We start from the raw sequence: 19,647 nt of genomic DNA on the forward strand, positions 1-19,647 counted from the left end.
CTACCCCGCCAGGTTGAACTTGCCGTCGGCGCCGTAGATGGCGAGCGAGGTGAGCAGGGTGATGACGACGACCACGACCAGCGATGCGCGCACGGCGTTGCCGACCGCGACACCGACGCCGACCGGACCACCCGAGGCGTTGTAGCCGTAGTAGGTGTGGATCAGCATGACCGCCACCGCCATACAGATCGCCTGCACGAACGACCACAGGATGTCGGACGGGATCAGGAAGGTGTTGAAGTAGTGGTCGTAGACGCCCGGCGACTGACCGTAGATGAAGACCGTGGCGAAGCGGCTGGCGAGGAACGACGCCAGCGATGCGAGCGCGTACAGCGGGATGATCGCGACCAGCCCGGCCACGATGCGCGTGCTCACCAGGTACGGGATGGAGGAGATGGCCATCGTCTCCAGGGCGTCGATCTCCTCGCTCACCCGCATGGCGCCGAGCTGGGCCGTTGCCCCGGCACCGATGGTGGCGGCCAACGCGATACCCGCGATCACCGGCACGGCGATGCGGACGTTGATGAAGGCCGAGAAGAAGCCGGTCAGCGCCTCGACGCCGATGTTCGCGAGCGAGCTGTAGCCCTGGACGGCGATGGTGCCACCGGTGAACAGCGTCAGGAATCCGACCACCACGACGGTGCCGCCGATCATCGCCAGAGCGCCGGTGCCCATCGAGATCTCGGCGATCAGCCGGAGCGTCTCCTTCTTGTACAGGCGGAGGGCCCGCGGGATCGCGACGATGCTGTCCCAGTAGAACAGCGCCTGGTCACCGATCTGGTTCCAGTCTTCACCGGCGCGCTTCACCGCGACGCGCGCGGTGCGCAGTCGGGTCGTGAACGGAAGGACCATCGATCAGCCCGCCGTCGCCTTGAGACCGACCGCGGTGACCACGACGTTGACGACGAAGAGCGCCATGAACGAGTACACGACGGTCTCGTTGACAGCGTCACCGACACCCTTCGCGCCTCCCTTGACGTTCAGCCCCTGGTAACAGCCGACCAAGCCGGCGAAGAGACCGAACAGCGCGGCCTTGACCATGGAGATCATCAGCTCGCCGAAGCCGGTGAGCAACGTCAGATTAGCGACAAACGCACCCGGGTTCACATCCTGCAGGTACACGGAGAACATGAAGCCGCCGCCGATGCCGATCGTGCAGACGAGACTGTTCAGCAGCACGGCGACGCCGGTGGAGGCGACGATCCGGGGAACCACGAGTCGATGGATCGGGTTGATGCCGAGGACCTTCATCGCGTCGATCTCCTCGCGGATGGTCCGGGCACCGAGATCGGCGCAGATCGCGGTCGCTCCGGCACCGGCGACGATGAGCACGGTGACGATCGGGCCGATCTGGGTGATCGTGCCGAGCGCGGCACCCGCGCCCGAGAGATCCTGGGCGCCGATCTCACGGAGAAGGATGTTGAGGGTGAAGCTCACCAGCACGGTGAAGGGGATCGCCACGAGAAGCGTGGGCACCATCGACACGCGGGCGATGGCCCACGACTGTTCGGTCGTCTCGCGCCATTGGAACGGGCGACGGAACAGTTCGCGCACCGACTCCACACCGAGCGCGACGAAGTCCCCGACGCCTCCCAGAGGCGCAGCCAGCTTGCCTGCCACCAGCTCTCCTTACCCCCGGACCACCGCGAACTTATCACGCACGACGACGACCAGTGGGTCAGTTGACCAGCGCGCTTGCTGAGAAAGTGCGACCGGGGTCCCGGTCGGCGAAGTGGCTGCTCAGAGCCTTGTTCAGGTCATCGGAATCCCATGCCGAACCCTCGGCTGTGAACACCTTGTCGACGGTCGGCGCGGCCATCACCATCACCTGTGGACCGTAGACCACGAACACTTGTCCGTTGACGTCGGAGGAGCCCGGACCCGCCAGGAACGTGACCAAGCGCACCACGTGTTCGGGCGCCAGCGGATCGACGCCGTCGGTGGGTGCGTCACCGAACACATCGGCGGTCATCGCCGTGCGGGCGCGCGGGCAGATGACGTTCGCACGCACCCCGTATCGGTTGAGCACTCGGGACGCCGACAGCGTCAACGCGGTGATACCCGCCTTGGCCGCGCCGTAGTTCGCCTGCCCCTCGGGTCCGAGCAATCCGGCTTCCGACGAAGTGTTGACGATCCGGCCGTACACCGGCTCGCCCGCTGCCTTGGACGCCGACCGCCAGTACGCGGCGGCATCACGCGTCAGCAGGAAATGCCCGCGCAGGTGGACCCGGATGACGAGATCCCAGTCGTCGTCGCTGAGGTTGAACAGCATCCGGTCGCGTACGACGCCCGCGTTGTTCACGACGATGTGCAGGCCACCGAGGTCTTCGGTTGCGGTACGCAGGATCTCGGTGGCGGTCGATGCCTCGGAGATGTCGCCGGCGACCGGCACTGCGGTGCCACCCGCCGAGGTGATCGTGTCGATCACGTCGCTGCTCTCGAGCGCGCCGGCGAGGTCGTTGACGATGACCGTCGCACCCTCGGCGGCGAGCCCGATGGCCTCCGCCCGACCGAGACCCGCGCCGGCTCCGGTGACGACCGCGACCCGACCTTCCACAGACTGACCCACCGAGTTCCTCCCTGAGATCTCAAAACTAGAACTTGTTCTAGCACGTTACCTGTCGGGAGCGAAACTCCGTGTGGAATTCAGTCGTTACGTCTCATTCCAGGGAGAGCGCCGACTTCGGGCAGTTGGCCACCACCTGGCGCAGCTCCTCCTCACGTCCCTCTGGAACCTCCTCGGCGAGAATTACCAGGTAGTCGTTGTCGTCGAGGTCGAACACATCGGGGGCCATGCCCACACAGATGGCGTTGGACTCGCACAGGTCGAAATCTGCCTTGATTCGCATACAGACCCCTCCTACGGGATAGGGCGGCTAGTTGACGGGCTGTGTCCAACAGGTTAGAACGTGTTTCAGAAGTTGGCGAGTGGCAGCCCCCCGCCGAACCCCTTCGACCGTCACGGAGCCCCCGATGCGCATCGCCTACACCGACCACCAGGCCGAGCTCCGGCGAGAGCTGCGGACGTACTTCGGACAGCTCATGACCGACGAGCGTCGCGCCGCTCTGACCGGCGGCGACGGTGAGATCGGCGAGGGCGACGCATACCGCGACGTGGTCCGCCAGATGGGAGCCGACGGCTGGCTGGCGCTGGGCTGGCCGACGGAGTACGGCGGCCAGGATCGGTCGATGATGGACCAGCTCATCTTCACCGACGAGGCTGCCATCGCCGGCGCGCCGGTCCCCTTCCTGACCATCAATTCCGTGGCGCCGACGATCATGCACTACGGCACCGACGAGCAGAAGGCGTTCTTCCTCCCGAAGATCGCCGCGGGCGACCTGCACTTCTCGATCGGCTATTCGGAGCCCGGCGCGGGTACCGACCTCGCGAACCTGCGGACCACGGCGATCCGCGACGGTGACGACTACGTCATCAACGGTCAGAAGATGTGGACCAGCCTGGTCCAGTACGCCGACTACATCTGGCTGGCGTGTCGCACCGACCCGACCTCGCTCGAGCCCGGCGGGAAGAAGCACAAGGGCATTTCGATGATCATCGTGCCTGCCGACGCCGAGGGTTTCTCCTATACGCCGGTGCACACGATGTCGGGCGTGGACACGTCGGCCACCTACTACTCCGATGTGCGGGTGCCGGTCTCGGCCCGGGTCGGCGAGGAGGGCGGTGGCTGGCCGCTGGTGACCAACCAGCTCAACCACGAGCGGGTGGCGCTCTGCAGTGCGGCGCCCATCCAGACCGCGCTGCGTGAGACGGTCGCCTGGGCACAGCAGACCAAGACCGGCGACGGTCAGCGGGTGATCGACGCGGAGTGGGTGCAGGCCAACCTCGCCCGGGTCCACGCCAAGGTCGAGTTCCTCAAGCTCATCAACTGGAAGATCGCCTCGGCGGCCGCGTCCGGTGGTGCACCGAGTCCGGCCGACGCGTCGGCGACCAAGGTGTTCGGCACCGAGTTCGCCACCGAGGCCTACCGGCTGCTGATGGAGGTGGTCGGTCCCGCCGCCACCCTGCGTCAGGGGTCCCCGGGAGCGCACCTGCAGGGCCGGCTCGAGCGGTTCCAGCGCTCGTCGCTGATCCTCACCTTCGGTGGTGGCACCAACGAGGTCCAGCGCGACATCATCTCGATGCTGGCGCTCGGACTCCCCCACCAGCGTCGATGAACCCGACGATCGCCCATCCGGACTTCCACAGCGAGGACTAGACCATGGACTTCACCCTTCCCGAGACCGGCACCGACGTCGCCACCCTCGCCCGCGACATCGCCACCAAGGTGAGCACATCCGACCGGGTCGCCGAGCTCGAGACCACCGGGGCACCGATCGACGCGGACCTGTGGCGCGAACTCGGAGCCGCCGGCCTGCTCGGCCTGGAGCTCGCCTCCGCCGACCTCGGTGACGCCGGTGGTGACCTCACCGCCATCGAGAACCTCGCCGTGGCCGAGCAGCTCGGCCGCGTCCTCGCACGTGTCCCCTTCGGCCCCCACGCGATCGCGGCAGCCCCCGTCATCGCCCGCCGTGCGGACACCGACCTCCGGGCATCGCTCCTGGGGCGCTCCGCCACCGGTGAGACAGTGCTGACGGTCGCCTTCGAGGAGGACCTCGGTGTCGAGCCGACTTCTCCGACGACGACGCTGACCGCGCGGGACGGCGGACACATCGTGTCGGGCACCAAAGTCGACGTGCCCTACGCAAGTGCGGCAGATGTGTTCCTGGTCAACGTGATCGGCCCCGACGGTGCGCGCGTCGTCGTCATCCGATCCGACGATCCGGGTGTCACGGTCACCGACACCCGGACGACCGGACTGACACCGACGGCGCAACTCGAGCTCGTCGATGTCGCCGTCGGCGACGACCGGCTGCTCAGCGGCGGGAGCGATGCGATCACCGATGTCGCCGACCGGCTGACCCTGGCGATCTGTGCCGACCAGTCGGGTGCGGTCCAGCGCGCATTGGAACTCACCGCCGAGTACGCCCGCGAGCGTGAGCAGTTCGGCAAACCGATCGGATCGTTCCAGGCGGTCGCCCAACGCCTGGCCGACGGGTACATCGACGCCCAGGGCCTGAAACTGACCACCACCCAGGCGACCTGGCTGCTGTCGCGCACCGAGGTCGACGGGCCGGACGAGGTCGACGGTGATCTCGCGACCGCGATCCAGACCGCCAAGTTCTGGGCCACCGAGGCAGGCCACCGCGTCGCGCACACCGCGGTCCACGTGCACGGCGGCGTCGGTCTGGACACCAGCCATCCGGTCCACCGATACTTCCTCCGCGCCAAACAGAACGAGTTCGCGCTCGGAAGCGCGCCGATCACCTTGCGCCGCATAGGTCGGGTCCTGGCGGCGCAACCGGTGTGAGTCACCCCGCCGCCGACCCGCGGTCCGACACACGCCCGGCCGACGTCGGGTGCCTGCTCGCCGCGATCGCGGAGTCGGACACGAACGGCCTCTACCACGAGAACGGCTTCGTCTCGTGGCGAGAACACCTGCGCCGCTCGGACACCCGTGCTCGCGCCCTGCGCGGCTTGCTGGCACCCGACCGTCCGGCGCACGTCGGGCTACTGCTCGAGAACGTCCCGGAGTTCAGCTATCTCGTGGTCGCCGCCGTCCTCGGACGGAGTGTGGTGGTGGGTCTCAACACGACCCGGCGCGGTGGCGCGCTGGCCGCCGACATCGCGCTGGCCGAATGCCAGGTGGTCGTGGTGGAAGCCGCCACTCGGGACCTGTTGTCGGGAATCGACTTGCCCGGGGTACAGATCGTCGACATCGACGACGACCGGTGGTCGGAGCTGCTCGCCACGGCTGAAGTCGACGTCGATTCGGTTCCGGGAGCCGGCGCAAATGTCGGGGCGGGCCGATCGTCGGTGACCATCCCGACGGCCGACCCCGACGATCTGCTGATGCTCATCTTCACGTCGGGCACCACGGGTGATCCCAAGGCCGTCCGGTGTACGCACCGCACATTCACCGGCGCGGGCCGGATGTTGGCCGACCGCTTCGGGATCGGATCATCGGACACCGTCTACCTGTCGATGCCGATGTTCCACTCCAACGCGATGATCGCCGGATGGTCGGTGGCGGTGGCCGGCGGAGCTTCCGTGGCGCTGCGGCGACGATTCTCTGCGAGCGCATTCCTCGCCGACGTCCGCCGCCACGGGGTCACCTATGCCAACTACGTCGGCAAACCGCTGAACTACATCCTCGCGACCGAGGAGCGTGCCGACGATGCCGACAACCCGTTGCGCATCGTCTACGGAAACGAGGCATCGGCGCGCGACCGTCGACGATTCGCCGATCGGTTCGGATGCACCGTCGTGGACGGCTTCGGGTCGACCGAAGGTGGCGTGGCCATCACCCGCACACCGGACACGCCCGATGACGCGCTCGGGCCGTTGCGACCACCGAATGCGATCATCGACGTCGAGACCGGAGATCGTCTGCCGTCCGGCCGAATCGGCGAGATCGTCAATCTGTCGGGACCCGGCCTGTTCAGCGGGTACCACCGCGACGAAGCGTCGACGGCCGACCGTCTTCGCGACGGGATCTACCACACCGGCGACCTCGGCTGGGTCGACGACGACGGCTACGTCCACTTCGCCGGGCGTCTCGGCGACTGGTTGCGCGTCGACGGCGAGAACCTCGGCACCGGCCCCATCGAACGAATCCTGGTGCGCCACCCGGCGGTCCGCCAGGCGGCCGTCTACGGGGTGCCGGTCGAGATCGGTGACGAGGTGGCCGCGGTCCTGGTGACCGACGGCATCGACCCCGAGGAGTTCAGCTGCTTCCTCGGCGCGCAGACCGACCTGGGTCCCAAGCAGTGGCCGCATCGGGTGCGTTTGGTCGACAGCCTGCCCGACACCGCCACCTTCAAGACCGTCAAACGCGAACTCCGACAGGATGACACGCCCTTCACCTGGTATCGGGAGTCGGGGACGCAGCACTTCGTCGCCTTTCGGGCGTGAGTGGTTCGGGCCGGCCGGCGTGTCCGGCTGGCCTGGGCGGCTAGGGCGGCCAGGGCGGCCAGGGCGGCCAGGGCGGCCAAAAACTGCCGCCCAGTGATGGGGCGCGTGGATATTGCACGCGGCCCGGCGCTCCGCGGCAGATTGTGGACACGGTTCAACCGCCCCGAAAACCACCCCGCGCCAACCGAACCCACCCGACAGATGGCGCCCGCTGCCAATACGGTCGCATCCCCGCGCTGACGGGCGGATTGCGGTGAGTCCCGGACAGATCCCCCGGCACCCCGGCGAACGGCCCCCGCCCCCGATCCCCGCCCCCGATCCGCCCGAAATCTGTACACCAGCGGCGAGCCATCGACATATCGTCAACGCCTCAGCGCTGACGTACAGATTTCGGGCGATGAACGGGGAGGCGTCGGCCGGCTCCGAAACCGACCCCCTCACCCAAAACTGCCGCCCAGCGATGGGTCGCGTGGATATTGCACGCGCCCCACCGCTGGACGGCAGATTGTGGACAGGCCCGGCCCCGGCAACAGACCCAGACGACAGGTCCCGGACTCAGCACCGAAGACGAACCCCGGAACCTGCCCTCAGAAGACAGCCGCCCCCGACCTCACTCGGCAGTCTTCGACAACCGCGCAACCGCCTGCTCGTACTCGCTGACGAGGTCGGCGATGAGTTCGGCGACCGGGGTGATCGCGTTCAGCCGACCGACGATCTGTCCGGCGGGCATCGCGACCACCGACGGATCGTGCGCCTGGGAGATACGCGCGTGAGCATCGCCGACGAGCAGGTTCTGCAGTGGCATCGGCAGCGGCTCGGGGGCGTTCTCGGCATCCCACGCGTCGGTCCATGCGGTCTTGAGCAGACGGGCCGGTTTGCCGGAGTAGATGCGCCGACGCACGGTGTCGCGCGAGGTCGCCTTCAGCAGCGCCTGCTGGATGACGGTCGGGCCACCCTCCGCCGACGCCCCCAGCTGGTACTCGGCCGCGGTCAGCCAGTAGGTGCCCATCCAGACGCCCTGCGCTCCGAGAGCCAGCGCAGCGGCGATCTGCCGACCGCTGCCCACACCGCCGGCGGCCAGCACCGGCGCCCGGTCGCCGACGGCGTCGACCAACTCGGGCCACAGGATCATCGACGTCACCTCACCCGTGTGGCCGCCACCCTCGTGGCCCTGGGCGATGACGATGTCCACGCCGGCATCGACGTGGTGCATCGCGTGCTCACGCGCCCCCGCCAGCGCGGCGACGGCGACGCCGTTGTCGTGCGAGATCTGGATGACGTCCTCGGGCGGCGAGCCGAGCGCGTTGGCGATCAGCTTGATCTGCCCATACTTTCGCGTGTGCTCCATCGCTACGTCGACGTGCGAGCGCGCCACCGAGTGCAACCAACCCAGCACGCCGGTGTTCACTCGGTCGCCGTCCGGCAGCGGCGGGACGCCCAGGTCGTCGAGCGTGCGCTCGACGAAGGCACGATGCTCCGGCGGGATCATCGCGTCGAGGTCGACCTTGCTGCCCTCGGTCGGGATCTTCGCCGGCATCACGATGTCGACGCCGAAGGGCTTGCCGTCGGTGTTCTCGTGCATCCACTCCAGGACGCCGTCGAGTTCCTCGGGCTCGTTGAAACGCACGCAGCCCAGCACGCCGAGGCCACCGGCCCGGCTGATCGCCGCGGCGACGTGCTCGGAGGGCGTGAAGCCGAAGATCGGGTATTCAATGCCGAACTTCTCGGTCAGATCTGTACGCATGTCGTCCTGTCCTCTGGTCAGCTTTTGGTGGGGGCGCCGAGCGCCTCGTCAGCGGGGCGTGACTCCGTGATCTCCACGCCCCAGCGGTAATTGGGCTTGCCTGCGGGCGAGCGTTTGATCTCGTCGACGTACCAGACGCTGCGCGGGCACTTGTACCCTGCGAGTTCTTTGCGGACGACCTCGTTGAGTTCGTCGAGCGGAGGCTTGAGGCCGTCTCGGGTCGCGATCACCGCGGCGACGCGTTGCCCGAACCGCGGATCGGGCACGCCGACCACCACGGTGTCGAAGACGTCGGGATGGGCCTTGAGCGCACCCTCGACCTCCTCGGGGAACACCTTCTCGCCGCCGGTGTTGATCGACACCGAGCCGCGACCGAGCATCGTGATGGTGCCGTCGTCCTCCACCTGCGCCGAGTCGCCGGGAATCGAATAGCGCACGCCGCCGAAGTCCTTGAACGTCTTCGCCGACTTCTCGGGGTCGTTGTGATACCGCAGCGGGATGTGCCCGGTGCGGGCCAGCACCCCCACTTCGCCGCTGCCCGGCTCGACGCGTGTGCCGTCGTCGCGGATGACATGCGTCGACTTGTCGGCCTGCACTCGTGGGCCTCCGGTGTGTGCGGTTCCCTTGGCCACCACACCCATTCCGCCGAATCCGGTCTCCGACGACCCGATGGCGTCGATGACCACGGCGTTGGGGAACTTGTCGAGGAACTGCTCTTTGACGCTGGGCGAGAACAGCGCTGCCGACGATGCGACCGACACGACCGAAGACGTGTCGTAGTCCTTTTCGAACAAGGCATCGATCATGGGGCGGCCCATGGCATCTCCGGTGATGAAGATGACGTTGACCTTGTGCCGCTCGACTATCTCCCAGGTGCGATGACCGCCGAAGTCGGGGTACACCACTGCTTTTCCACCGCCGAACAATGACTGGAAGATGGCCCATTGCGAGCCACCGTGGATGAACGGCGGGATCGGGAAGCGGACCAACTGCCCACCCTCGGCACCGACCCTCGCGAGATGCCACTCGTCGGGAACGGGATCGCCCGAGTACCAGTCGATGCCGCCGCCGAGGACGCGCCAGACGTCCTCCTGCCGCCACACCACACCCTTGGGCTTACCGGTCGTGCCGCCGGTGTAGAGCATGTACAGGTCGTCGTCGGAGCGCTCCTCGAAATCCCGCTCAGGCGACGACTCCGCGATCACGTCCTCATAGCGCAACGCGTTCCCGGAGGAGATGTCCGTGCCGTGACCATCTGGCCCGCTCGCTCCGCTCCCGGCGCCGTGACCATCTGGCCCGCTCGCTCCGCTCCCGGCGCCGTCCTCGATGACGATGCGATGGGTGACCGATGGCGCTTTCGGCAACACGTTCGCCACCCGGTCGGAGTACTGCCGCTCATGGATCAGCAGAACCATCTGCGAGTCGGTGAGGATGTGCTCGAGCTCGCTCTCGACGTAGCGGAAGTTGACGTTGACCATCACCGCCCGCGCCTTGAAGATCGCGACCATCGCCTCGACCGCCTCGATGGTGTTCCTGCTGTACAGACCCACCGCCTGGCCGGGCTGCACACCGAGTTCACGGAGCTTGTGGGCGAGCGCGTTGGACCGCGCCTCCAACTCGGCATAGGTGCGCGAGGTCCCGTCGGACTCGAGTGCCACGCGGTCGGGAACGAGGTCGACGGCATGCTCGATGAGGTCGGCGATCGTGTAGGCCATGGAACAAAATTAGAACGTGTTATCGTTTCGGGCAAGCCGCACGATCGAGTCCGAACGCGAGGAACAATGACGACCTCCCCCGACACCGCTGCTCCTGCCGCCGACCAGAGCGCCGACGGCACCTCCCCCGACTGCCTCGTCGAGAAGCGCGGACACGTCCTGATCGTCACGATGAACCGCCCGAAGGCCCGGAACGCACTCTCCGCGGAGATGATGCGGATCATGGTCGAGGCCTGGGATCAGGTCGACTCCGACCCCGACATCCGGGTCGCGATCCTGACCGGGGCCGGCGGCGCGTTCTGCGCCGGTATGGACCTGAAGGCGATGAACAAGAACTCCCCCGGCGACACGGCCGACCAAGGGACCTGGAACCCGGCGAGTCTGCCCGCGCTGCTGAAGGGGCGACGTCTGACCAAGCCGCTGATCGCCGCGGTCGAGGGGCCGGCGATCGCCGGCGGCACCGAGATCCTCCAGGGGACCGACATCCGGGTTGCCGGCGAGAGCGCCAGATTCGGGGTCGCCGAGGCGCGCTGGGGTCTGTTCCCGTTGGGCGGCAGCGCTGTCCGACTCCCTCGCCAGATCCCGTACACCATCGCGGCCGATCTGCTGCTGACCGGTCGGCACATCACCGCAGCCGAGGCCAAGGAGTACGGCCTGATCGGGTACCTGGTGCCCGACGGCTCGGCACTGGACAAGGCACTAGAGATCGCGGACACCATCGCCGCGAACGGCCCACTCGCGGTGCAGGCCATCCTCAAGACCATCCGGGACACCGAAGGTCTGCACGAGTTGGACGCATTCGAGATCGAGTCGAAGCTCGGCATCGCCGTCTTCAAGAGCAAGGACGCCAAGATCGGACCGAAGGCGTTCGCCGAGAAGCAGAAGCCTGTCTTCACCGGCGAGTGACCGCGGCCAGATGTCGATGACCGCAGACAGGCCACGGTGAAGATCTGGACCGCGCTGTTCGGTCCGCAGGACGCCGCCGCACGGGCGCAGGCTCTCGCCGACCGCGCGGTGGGCGGTGTGTTCACCTTCGAGGGACCACACGACGTCTTCACCCCACTCGTGCTGGCGTCCGGGGTGCGGGATCTCGATCTGATGACCAACGTGGCCATCGCTTTCCCCCGCAACCCGATCAATGTCGCGCACCAGGCGTGGGATCTCAACCTGCTGAGTTCGGGACGGTTCACGCTGGGGCTCGGGACGCAGATCCGACCGCAGATCGAAAAGCGATACGGCGCCGATTTCGACCGTCCGGTCGCGCGGATGGTGGAGTTCGTCGGAGCGTTGCGGGCGATCTTCGACACCTGGCAGAACGGCACCCGACTCGATTTCGATGGTGAGTTCTACCGTCATCGTCTGATGACGCCGACTTTCCGCCCCGGTCCCAATCCGTATGGCCCGCCACCGATCTACGTCGGCGCACTGGGCCCTCGACTGACGCATGCGGTGGCATCGACGGCCGACGGGTTGCTCGTCATGCCCTTCACCAGCGACCGCTTCGTCCGTGAGGTCGTATTGCCCAGGGTGGATGCCGGTCTCGCCGAATCCGGCCGCACGCGTGCCGACTTCGCAGTCCTCCCGGAGGTGATCGTGGCGACCGGCCGGGACGACGAGTCCCGCGCGATCGCCGAGGACGCCGCGCGCCGACTTCTCGGCTTCTACGGCTCGACACCTGCGTACCGTCCGGTACTCGAACTGCACGGCTGGGGAGAGCTGCAGCCCGAGCTGAACGCACTGTCGAAACAGGGGCGCTGGGACGACATGGCCCGACTGATCGACGACGACCTGCTCGACACCATCGCTGCCCGTGGCACGCCGACCGAGGTCGGCCGCATCCTGCGCCGACGCGCAGATGGCGTCTCCACCGAACTCGGCCTCTACCAACCGTTCCCGATGGACGACGACACGATGGGTGAACTCGTCGACGCGCTCGACAGCTGACCGTGCGCGCCAGCACCGTCGTCGACTGTGCGCCCCAGATCGTCGACCGTGCGCACGAACACGTTCATCGTGCGCTCCGCAACGTCGGTCGTGCACCGCGGAGGCATGACAGTGCACGGTCGACGCATAGGAGCGCACGGTCGACACGTCCGGACGCACGATCGACGGATCCGAGCGCACGATCGACGCGTCAGACCAGCGTCGCCAGCTGTCGGATCGTGTCGACGTCGCGTGCGGTGACCATCAACATCGAGACGCCGGCCGCCTCCCACTGTTTGATCTGGGCACGCACCTCGTCGGCGGTCCCGACGATCATCGTCTCCCGCACCATCTCGTCCGGCACGGCAGCGAGCGCCTCCTCCTTGCGTCCGGCCAGGAACAGCGCGCCGATCTCGTCGACCGCTGCGCCGTATCCCATCCGGCGGTAGAGCTCCGCGTGAAAGTTCTTCTCCTTGGCGCCCATCCCGCCGACGTACAGAGCCGTGGACGGTCGGTACCGGTCGATCGCTGCGGCGACGTCGTCGGTGATCACCACCTGTGCCGACGCGGCCACCTCGAAGTCGTCGCGGGTGCGCCGCGCCCCCGGTCGCGCGAAGCCCTCCGCCAGCCACTCCTCGTACTGCGGCGCGAGTCCCAGACTGTAGAAGATCGCCAGCCATCCGTCGGCGATCTCGGCGGTCTGCGCGACGTTCTTCGGGCCCTCCGCACCGAGCCAGATCGGGATGTCCGATCGCAGCGGGTGGGTGATGGGCTTCAACGGTTTGCCGAGTCCGGTCGAGCCCGCGGCGTCGGCCGGGTACGGCAGCGGGTAGTGCACACCGTCGTTGGTGACCCGATCCTCGCGCGCGAGTACGTCCCGGACCACCCGGACATACTCGCGCGTACGCGCCAACGGTTTGCCGAACGGTTGCCCGTACCACCCCTCGACCACCTGGGGGCCGGAGACACCGAGGCCGATGATGTGCCGGCCACCGGACAGATGATCGATGGTGAGCGCATGCATGGCGAGTGAGGTCGGCGGACGAGCCGAGAGTTGGGCGACCGCGGTGCCCAGCTTCACGCGTTCGGTGGCGGCCCCCCACCACGCCAGTGGCGTGTAGGCATCCGACCCCCAGGACTCGGCGGTGAACACGGCATCGAAGCCTGCCTCCTCCGCCGCGGCGATCAGTTCCGGCGCGTTGTCGATGGGGCCGGCACCCCAGTATCCGAGCTGCAGTCCGAGCTTCACAGTGTCTTTCCCTCCGGCTCCACGGGTGTCGGCGACCGTCCGTGACGTGCATCTTGTTTCCAATACTAGAACGTGTTCTACTCGATGACGTGAGCAACAGCGCAACGTCCCCTGTCGCGACGGTGCCGGAACCGGCATCCGCCATCCTCTCCGCGCCCCTGGAGAATTCGTTCGCCTACACGCGTTCACTCGGGCCCGTCCTGTCCCAGTTCGCACTGGGCCTGCGAGACGGACGGATAGTGGGTTCGCGGGGTTCCGACGGCCAGGTCTCGGTACCGCCGGTCGAGTTCGACCCGACCACCGGTGCCGCCACGACCGACATCGTCCCGGTCGCCTCCGTCGGCACGATCGAGTCGTGGTCGTGGCAGCCCGAACCGCTTCCCGGCCAGCCGCTGACGGTGCCCTTCGCCTGGGCACTCATCAAGCTCGACGGTGCGGACACGTCCCTGCTGCACGTCGTCGAGGCCGACTCCCCCGACGACCTGACCAGTGGTCAGCGGGTACACGCGGTATGGCGCGCGGCCCGTGTCGGACGGATCGACGACATCACGCATTTCGAGGTCGGCGACGTCGAGGGTGTCGAGGCCCCGGCGAACACCGAGGAGCACGACGACGGACCGCTTCTCGTGGTCGCGACGCCCATCACCACCGCCATCGAGCACTCGGCCACCGAAGAGGAGTCGTGGTATCTCGAGGGTCTGCGCGACGGCAAACTCTTCGGCTCACGGATCGGGACCGGCGTCGACGCCGGTCGGATCTACTTCCCCCCGCGTTCGGTCAGTCCGGCCGACGGGGCACCGGCGGTCGAGCGGGTCCAGTTGGCCGACACCGGAATCGTCACCACGTTCTGCATCGTCAACGTCCCGTTCCAGGGGCAGCGCATCAAACCCCCCTACGTGGCGGCCTATGTCCTGTTGGACGACACCGACATCCCGTTCCTGCACCTGATCCTGGACTGCCCAGCCGACGAGGTGCGGATGGGCATGCGCGTCGAGGCGGTATGGGTTCCCGAGGACGAGCGCGAGCTGTCGGTCGGCAGCATCAGCCACTTCCGTCCGACCGGTGAACCCGACGCCGAACACGACACCTACCGCGCATTCCTGTGATCTCGGAGTCCGCCGCCCCAGGCCGCAGTCGCCGGCCACTCACCTAGGAGTTCTTGTGACCCTTCCCCGGATCGCGATCATCGGGTTCGCGCACAGCCCGAACGTCGTCGGGACGCACGGCACCACCAACGGTGTCGAGATGCTGATCCCGTGCTTCTCCAAGCTCTACGCCGAACTCGGCATAACCCGCACCGACATCGACTTCTGGTGCAGCGGATCGTCGGACTACCTGGCCGGTCGCGCGTTCTCGTTCATCTCCGCCATCGACTCGATCGGCGCGATGCCGCCCATCAACGAGTCGCATGTGGAGATGGACGCCGCGTGGGCGTTGTACGAGGCGTGGGTCAAGATCGCCACGGGGGAGGTGGATCTCGCACTCGCGTACGGATTCGGCAAGGCCACCGCTGGCAATTCCGATCTGACGCTCGCGCTGCAGACCGACCCGTACACGGTGGCACCGCTCAAGCCGGACGCCCGTTCGCTGGCCGCGCTGCAGGCGCGGGCGGGCATCGACGCGGGCACGTGGACCGAGCGCGATCTGGCCGAGGTCGCCGCACGTACCCACGGCGGATCGGCCGACGAGCTGCTGGCCGCCGACTACGTCGCGAATCCGCTGCGCGCACATGACATCGCGCCGTACACCGATGCGGCCGCCGCCGTGGTGATCGCGAGCGAGGAGCGGGCGCGCGAACTTGTCGCCAACCCGGCGTTCGTGACCGGCTGGGATCACCGGATCGACACCCCCAACTTCGGCGCGCGTGACCTCACCGTCTCCCCGTCGACGACCCTCGCGGGCGACACGGCGTTCGGCGACCGCAGTCGGGCCGTCGACATCGCCGAACTCGCGACGCCCTACACGCACCAGGAACTCATCGTGCGGCGCGCGCTGAACCTCCCGGAGTCGGTACGGATCAACCCCTCCGGCGGACTGCTGACCGGCAACTCGCTGTTCTCCGGCGGCCTGCAGCGCATCGGGTACGCCGCCCACGAGATCCTCGCCGGCAACGCCGGTTCTGCGGTGGCGCACGCGACGAGCGGTCCACTGCTGCAACAGAACATGGTCGTCACACTGGCGGGAGACGAGAACTGATGGCACACAAGAATCGCGCGGCGGTCCTGGGCACCGGCCAGACCAAGTACGTCGCCAAGCGTCACGACGTCACCATGGCCGCGATGTGTCGCGAGGCCATCGACGCGGCACTCGCCGACGCCGGGGTCTCCATCGACGAGATCGACGCCATCGTCATCGGCAAGGCGCCCGATCTCTTCGAGGGCGTGATGATGCCCGAGCTGGCGATGGCCGAGGCCATCGGCGCGGTCGGCAAGCGTCTCATCCGCGTCCACACCGCGGGGTCGGTCGGCGGATCGACGGCGAATGTCGCCGCCTCGCTGGTCTTCGGCGGCATCCACCAGCGCGTCCTGGCCGTCGCGTGGGAGAAGCAGTCGGAGTCGAACGCGATGTGGGCGCTGTCGCTCCCGGTTCCGTTCACGAAGCCGGTCGGCGCCGGCGCGGGCGGCTTCTTCGCACCGCACGTCCGCTCCTACATCCGCCAGTCGGACGCACCGTCGCACATCGGAGCGATCGTGGCGGCCAAGGACCGCCGCAACGGCTCACTCAACCCGCTCGCACACCTGCAGCAGTCCGACATCACCACCGAGAAGGTGCTCGAGTCCCAGATGCTGTGGGACCCCATCCGTTACGACGAGACATGCCCCTCGTCCGACGGCGCGTGTGCCGTCGTGATCGGCGACGAACAGGTCGCGGATGCCACTGCCGCGCAGGGCACCCCGGTGGCCTGGATCCACGCCACGGCGATGCGGACCGAGCCGCTCGCCTACGCCCATCGCAACGTGGTCAGTCCACAGGCCGGACGCGACGCATCGGCGGCACTGTGGAAGGCAGGCGGGATCACCAGCCCGATCGACGAGATCGACGCGGCCGAGATCTACGTGCCCTTCTCGTGGTTCGAGCCGATGTGGTTGGAGAACCTCGGCTTCGCCGCGGAGAACGAGGGCTGGAAGCTGACCGAGGCCGGCGAGACCGAGATCGGCGGCCGCATCCCGTTCAACGCGTCCGGCGGTGTGCTCTCGTCGAACCCGATCGGCGCATCCGGCATGATCCGATTCGCCGAGGCCGCGATCCAGGTGATGAACAAGGCGGGCGCGCACCAGGTCCCCGATGCCCGCAAGGCGGTCGGTCACGCGTACGGCGGTGGTTCGCAGTACTTCTCGATGTGGCTGGTGGGTGCAGACAAACCGACGCACTGATTTCCAGCTTGTCTGCACCCACCGTCAAAATGTCACCGTGGGTGCAGACAAACCGACGCACTGATTTCCAGCTTGTAGCCCGAAGCTGCATTTCCCTCTCACAGATCCACCCCGCTCCGGTCCGCCGGGCGGGGTGGATCGCTGTCGGCACCCCTCGGAGAAGAGCTACCGATCAGGGGCCGGTGACCGAGCGCTCCGGTATCGCGCACACGGCGCCGTCGGACATGCCGGTCGGTCGCACGCCGAGACCCTGGTTGAGTCGGGCACGCTGGTTCTCCCAGGCGACGGTCGCGGCCAGTTCGGCCAGTTGCGCGCGAGACAGATTCTTGCTCAGACGTTCTCGTATCTCCTCGAGATCGACTGCGGGCGTGCGCGTCATCGCCTCCGCATAGGAGATCACGAGCTTCTCGAGGGCGGTGTACGCGGAACTGTCGGTGTATCGCGGCAGGTCGCGGATCTGCTGTTCGGTGATGCCCGCGCCCCGGGCGAGAGCCGATCCGATGTCGAGGCAGAACTCGCAGTTGATCAGACCGGCCGTCTTGAGCTCGGCCAACTCCTTGAGTTTCGGGTCGAGCTTGTTGGAGAGCAACAATGCCGTCTCGTACCCCGATGTGGCCGCCATCAGCAGTGGCCGACGTCCGAGCCATCCGAAGAGATCACTGCGATGCCGTTTCGCCTGCCGCAGCGAAGTTACGTAGTTCTTCGACCGATCCCATGCGCGCATCACGAGCCTTTCTGCCACGGGTCCGCGCCACGTCGCGTCGGACGCCTCGCATCCAGTGTCGCGCAGCAAGAAGGTCGAAGAGAAGCGGAAACGACTGCGGGATCGGCCACACCGGCCGATCCCGCAGTCGTCTCAGTCGTCCGCCTCAGGCGGGTCGAACGGAGTTGATCGTCTTCTCCACTTCCCAGAAGGCCCGCAACGCAGCCATTTTCCCGTCGGGTGCCGCACGGTAGGTGAACACCCCGTGCGCCTCGGAGATGTGCCCTGCGATGTGGGTCACGATCTTGCCGACGTAGGCGACCTCGTTGCCGCAGATGATCTCCGAGTCGAACACGAACTCGATGCTCTCGGTGGTCGCGATCGACTTGTCCCAGAACTCGGCGATCTGGTCGTGCCCGTGGAATCCCTTGCCCTCGGGGTCGAACATCGACGGCCCGACCGGATCCTCCACGGAACCGTCAGCGGCGAAGTTCGCCACCCACGCGTCCTTGTCGCGTGCGGCGACGAGTTCGCGTGAGCGTCGGCCGGCGACCACCGCGGGATGATTCTCCCGGTCGATGTTCAGGTAGGCCGGGGCGTCATCCGTGGCGGTCACTTGGTGCCGTAATCGACGCGGAGTTCCTTGACACCGTTGATCCAGCCGTGACGCAGACGACGCGGCGCCTCCAGCTTGGTGATGTCGGGGACCAGGTCGGCGAGGGCATTGAACATCAGGTTGATCTCCATGCGGGCGAGGTTGGCGCCGACGCAGAAGTGGGCCCCGTTGCCGCCGAAGCCGACGTGCGGATTCGGGTCGCGGAGGATGTTGAACGAGAACGGGTCGTCGAAGACGTCCTCGTCGTAGTTCGCGGACCCGTAGAACAGTCCGACCCGCTGCCCCTTCTTGATGTCGACGCCGCCGACCTGGGTGTCGCGCTTGGCGGTGCGCTGGAAGGTGTTGACCGGCGTCGCCCAGCGGACGATCTCGTCGACCGCGGTGGCGGGGCGCTCCTTCTTGAACAGCTCCCACTGGTCGGGGTTGTCCAGAAATGCGTTCATGCCGTGGCTGATCGCATTACGGGTGGTCTCGTTGCCCGCGACGGTCAAGAGGATGAAGAAGAAACCGAACTCGGTCTCGTCCAGGGACTGACCGTCGATGTCTGCGTTGACCAGGTTCGTGACGATGTCGTCGGCCGGACACTTCCGCCGCTCCTCGGCCATGGTGTATCCGTATCCGAGGATCTCGGCGTTGGCCGTCTGCGGATCGATCGGGAAGTCCGGATCGTCGGAGTTCATCATCGCGTTGGACCAGTCGAAGAGCTTCTTGCGGTCCGCCTCGGGGACACCGAGGAGATCGGCGATCGCCAGCAGCGGCAGGTCGACGGCCACATCCTCGACGAAGTCGCCGGTTCCCTGCTCGGCGGCCTTGCTCACGATGGTCCGGGCGGCAGAGTCCAGCTTGTCCTCGAGAGCCTGCACCGCGCGCGGCGTGAACGCCTTCGACACCAGTTTGCGCAGGCGGGTGTGCTCCGGCGGATCGTGGTTGATCAGCAGAGCCTTGGTGATCTCGATCTGCTCGGCCGTCATCTCGTCGTCGAACCGCATGATGACGCCGTTGTCGTTGGTCGCCCAGTCGTCGTTGTTCTTGGAGATCTCACGAATGTGGGCGTGCTTCGAGATCACCCAGTAGCCTCCATCGTGGAAGCCACCGCCCTTGCCCGGGAGCTGAGCGTTCCACCAGACCGGAGCGGTCTTCCGCAGCTGCGCGAACTCCTGCACGGGCAGGCCCTGCTCGAGCAGATCGGGGCTGGTGAAATCCCACCCCTCCTGCTGCATGAACGGGCACTTCGCAGCAGCGTCCCCCGCGTCGGCACCGACCGGGGCACTGTGAGCCTGGGTCACGACACACCACCTTGCTGTAGATAAGAACGTGTTTCAGTTTTCATTAGAACACATAGTGCCACCC

At 67.1% G+C, this 19,647-nt stretch carries 18 protein-coding genes; 8 read left to right on the forward strand and 10 right to left on the reverse strand.

The window, feature by feature from the left end:
- The 4 genes from GS4_RS09400 to GS4_RS09415 form a co-directional block, all read right to left on the reverse strand.
- Complete coding sequence (locus tag GS4_RS09400) at positions 1–852, reverse strand: MlaE family ABC transporter permease (RefSeq protein WP_007619876.1); 852 nt, start codon at positions 850–852, stop codon at positions 1–3.
- Between the two features lie 3 nt (positions 853–855).
- A complete protein-coding gene (locus tag GS4_RS09405; protein WP_007619877.1) occupies positions 856–1,620 on the reverse strand; it encodes an MlaE family ABC transporter permease in 765 nt (254 codons plus the stop codon).
- 58 nt (positions 1,621–1,678) lie between these two features.
- The gene (locus GS4_RS09410; RefSeq protein WP_007619878.1) at positions 1,679–2,569 is read right to left on the reverse strand and encodes a 3-oxoacyl-ACP reductase; all 891 of its coding nucleotides are present in this window, start codon (positions 2,567–2,569) and stop codon (positions 1,679–1,681) included.
- A 91-nt stretch (positions 2,570–2,660) separates the two neighbouring features.
- A complete protein-coding gene (locus GS4_RS09415) occupies positions 2,661–2,849 on the reverse strand; it encodes a ferredoxin (protein ID WP_007619879.1) in 189 nt (62 codons plus the stop codon).
- Positions 2,850–2,973: 124 nt separating this feature from the next.
- Here GS4_RS09415 and GS4_RS09420 point away from each other — a divergent pair, with 124 nt between their 5' ends.
- Genes GS4_RS09420 through GS4_RS09430 form a run of 3 tightly spaced genes read left to right on the forward strand, consistent with a single transcriptional unit; the run spans position 2,974 to position 6,973 of the window.
- Positions 2,974–4,176: an acyl-CoA dehydrogenase family protein gene (locus tag GS4_RS09420; RefSeq protein WP_040509964.1), complete on the forward strand. Its 1,203-nt coding sequence runs from the start codon at positions 2,974–2,976 to the stop codon at positions 4,174–4,176.
- Between the two features lie 44 nt (positions 4,177–4,220).
- A complete protein-coding gene (locus GS4_RS09425; RefSeq protein WP_007619881.1) occupies positions 4,221–5,369 on the forward strand; it encodes an acyl-CoA dehydrogenase family protein in 1,149 nt (382 codons plus the stop codon).
- Complete coding sequence (locus tag GS4_RS09430; protein WP_007619882.1) at positions 5,366–6,973, forward strand: AMP-binding protein; 1,608 nt, start codon at positions 5,366–5,368, stop codon at positions 6,971–6,973. The genes GS4_RS09425 and GS4_RS09430 overlap by 4 nt, the downstream gene beginning before the upstream one ends.
- 610 nt (positions 6,974–7,583) lie before the next feature.
- Here GS4_RS09430 and GS4_RS09435 read toward each other — a convergent pair.
- Both GS4_RS09435 and GS4_RS09440 read right to left on the reverse strand, forming a co-directional pair.
- The gene (locus GS4_RS09435) at positions 7,584–8,717 is read right to left on the reverse strand and encodes an NAD(P)H-dependent flavin oxidoreductase (RefSeq protein WP_007619883.1); all 1,134 of its coding nucleotides are present in this window, start codon (positions 8,715–8,717) and stop codon (positions 7,584–7,586) included.
- A 17-nt stretch (positions 8,718–8,734) separates the two neighbouring features.
- The gene (locus GS4_RS09440; protein ID WP_007619884.1) at positions 8,735–10,432 is read right to left on the reverse strand and encodes an acyl-CoA synthetase; all 1,698 of its coding nucleotides are present in this window, start codon (positions 10,430–10,432) and stop codon (positions 8,735–8,737) included.
- A gap of 66 nt (positions 10,433–10,498) precedes the next feature.
- Between GS4_RS09440 and GS4_RS09445 the strand changes: the two genes are divergently transcribed.
- On the forward strand, positions 10,499–11,338 hold the full coding sequence (locus GS4_RS09445; RefSeq protein WP_007619885.1) for a crotonase/enoyl-CoA hydratase family protein: 840 nt from the start codon (positions 10,499–10,501) through the stop codon (positions 11,336–11,338).
- A 36-nt stretch (positions 11,339–11,374) separates the two neighbouring features.
- Positions 11,375–12,376 (forward strand): TIGR03617 family F420-dependent LLM class oxidoreductase, encoded by a 1,002-nt coding sequence (locus tag GS4_RS09450; RefSeq protein ID WP_007619886.1) that lies wholly within the window; start codon positions 11,375–11,377, stop codon positions 12,374–12,376.
- 190 nt (positions 12,377–12,566) lie between these two features.
- Here GS4_RS09450 and GS4_RS09455 read toward each other — a convergent pair whose 3' ends face one another.
- Positions 12,567–13,604, reverse strand: coding sequence for an LLM class F420-dependent oxidoreductase (locus tag GS4_RS09455; protein WP_007619887.1), 1,038 nt, complete (start codon positions 13,602–13,604; stop codon positions 12,567–12,569).
- An 89-nt stretch (positions 13,605–13,693) separates the two neighbouring features.
- Here GS4_RS09455 and GS4_RS09460 point away from each other — a divergent pair, with 89 nt between their 5' ends.
- The 3 genes from GS4_RS09460 to GS4_RS09470 are packed head-to-tail and all read left to right on the forward strand — an operon-like array spanning position 13,694 to position 16,978.
- Complete coding sequence (locus GS4_RS09460) at positions 13,694–14,710, forward strand: Zn-ribbon domain-containing OB-fold protein (RefSeq protein ID WP_040509966.1); 1,017 nt, start codon at positions 13,694–13,696, stop codon at positions 14,708–14,710.
- Positions 14,711–14,765: 55 nt separating this feature from the next.
- On the forward strand, positions 14,766–15,800 hold the full coding sequence (locus tag GS4_RS09465; protein ID WP_007619892.1) for a thiolase family protein: 1,035 nt from the start codon (positions 14,766–14,768) through the stop codon (positions 15,798–15,800).
- Positions 15,800–16,978 carry a thiolase family protein gene (locus GS4_RS09470; RefSeq protein ID WP_007619894.1) on the forward strand — a complete coding sequence of 393 codons (1,179 nt, stop codon included), beginning with the start codon at positions 15,800–15,802 and terminating at the stop codon, positions 16,976–16,978. The genes GS4_RS09465 and GS4_RS09470 overlap by 1 nt, the downstream gene beginning before the upstream one ends.
- Before the next feature lie 172 nt (positions 16,979–17,150).
- Here the strand turns inward: GS4_RS09470 and GS4_RS09475 are convergent, their stop codons facing one another.
- The 3 genes from GS4_RS09475 to GS4_RS09485 all read right to left on the reverse strand — a co-directional run bounded on the left by GS4_RS09475 (position 17,151) and on the right by GS4_RS09485 (position 19,583).
- Positions 17,151–17,702 (reverse strand): carboxymuconolactone decarboxylase family protein, encoded by a 552-nt coding sequence (locus GS4_RS09475; protein ID WP_007619896.1) that lies wholly within the window; start codon positions 17,700–17,702, stop codon positions 17,151–17,153.
- Between the two features lie 145 nt (positions 17,703–17,847).
- Complete coding sequence (locus GS4_RS09480; RefSeq protein ID WP_007619898.1) at positions 17,848–18,297, reverse strand: nuclear transport factor 2 family protein; 450 nt, start codon at positions 18,295–18,297, stop codon at positions 17,848–17,850.
- Positions 18,294–19,583, reverse strand: a complete 1,290-nt coding sequence (locus GS4_RS09485) for a cytochrome P450 (protein ID WP_007619899.1) — start codon at positions 19,581–19,583, stop codon at positions 18,294–18,296. The genes GS4_RS09480 and GS4_RS09485 overlap by 4 nt, the downstream gene beginning before the upstream one ends.
- Positions 19,584–19,647: the final 64 nt, after the last annotated feature.

Source organism: Gordonia soli NBRC 108243 (genome assembly GCF_000334455.1).
GTDB lineage: Bacteria > Actinomycetota > Actinomycetes > Mycobacteriales > Mycobacteriaceae > Gordonia > Gordonia soli.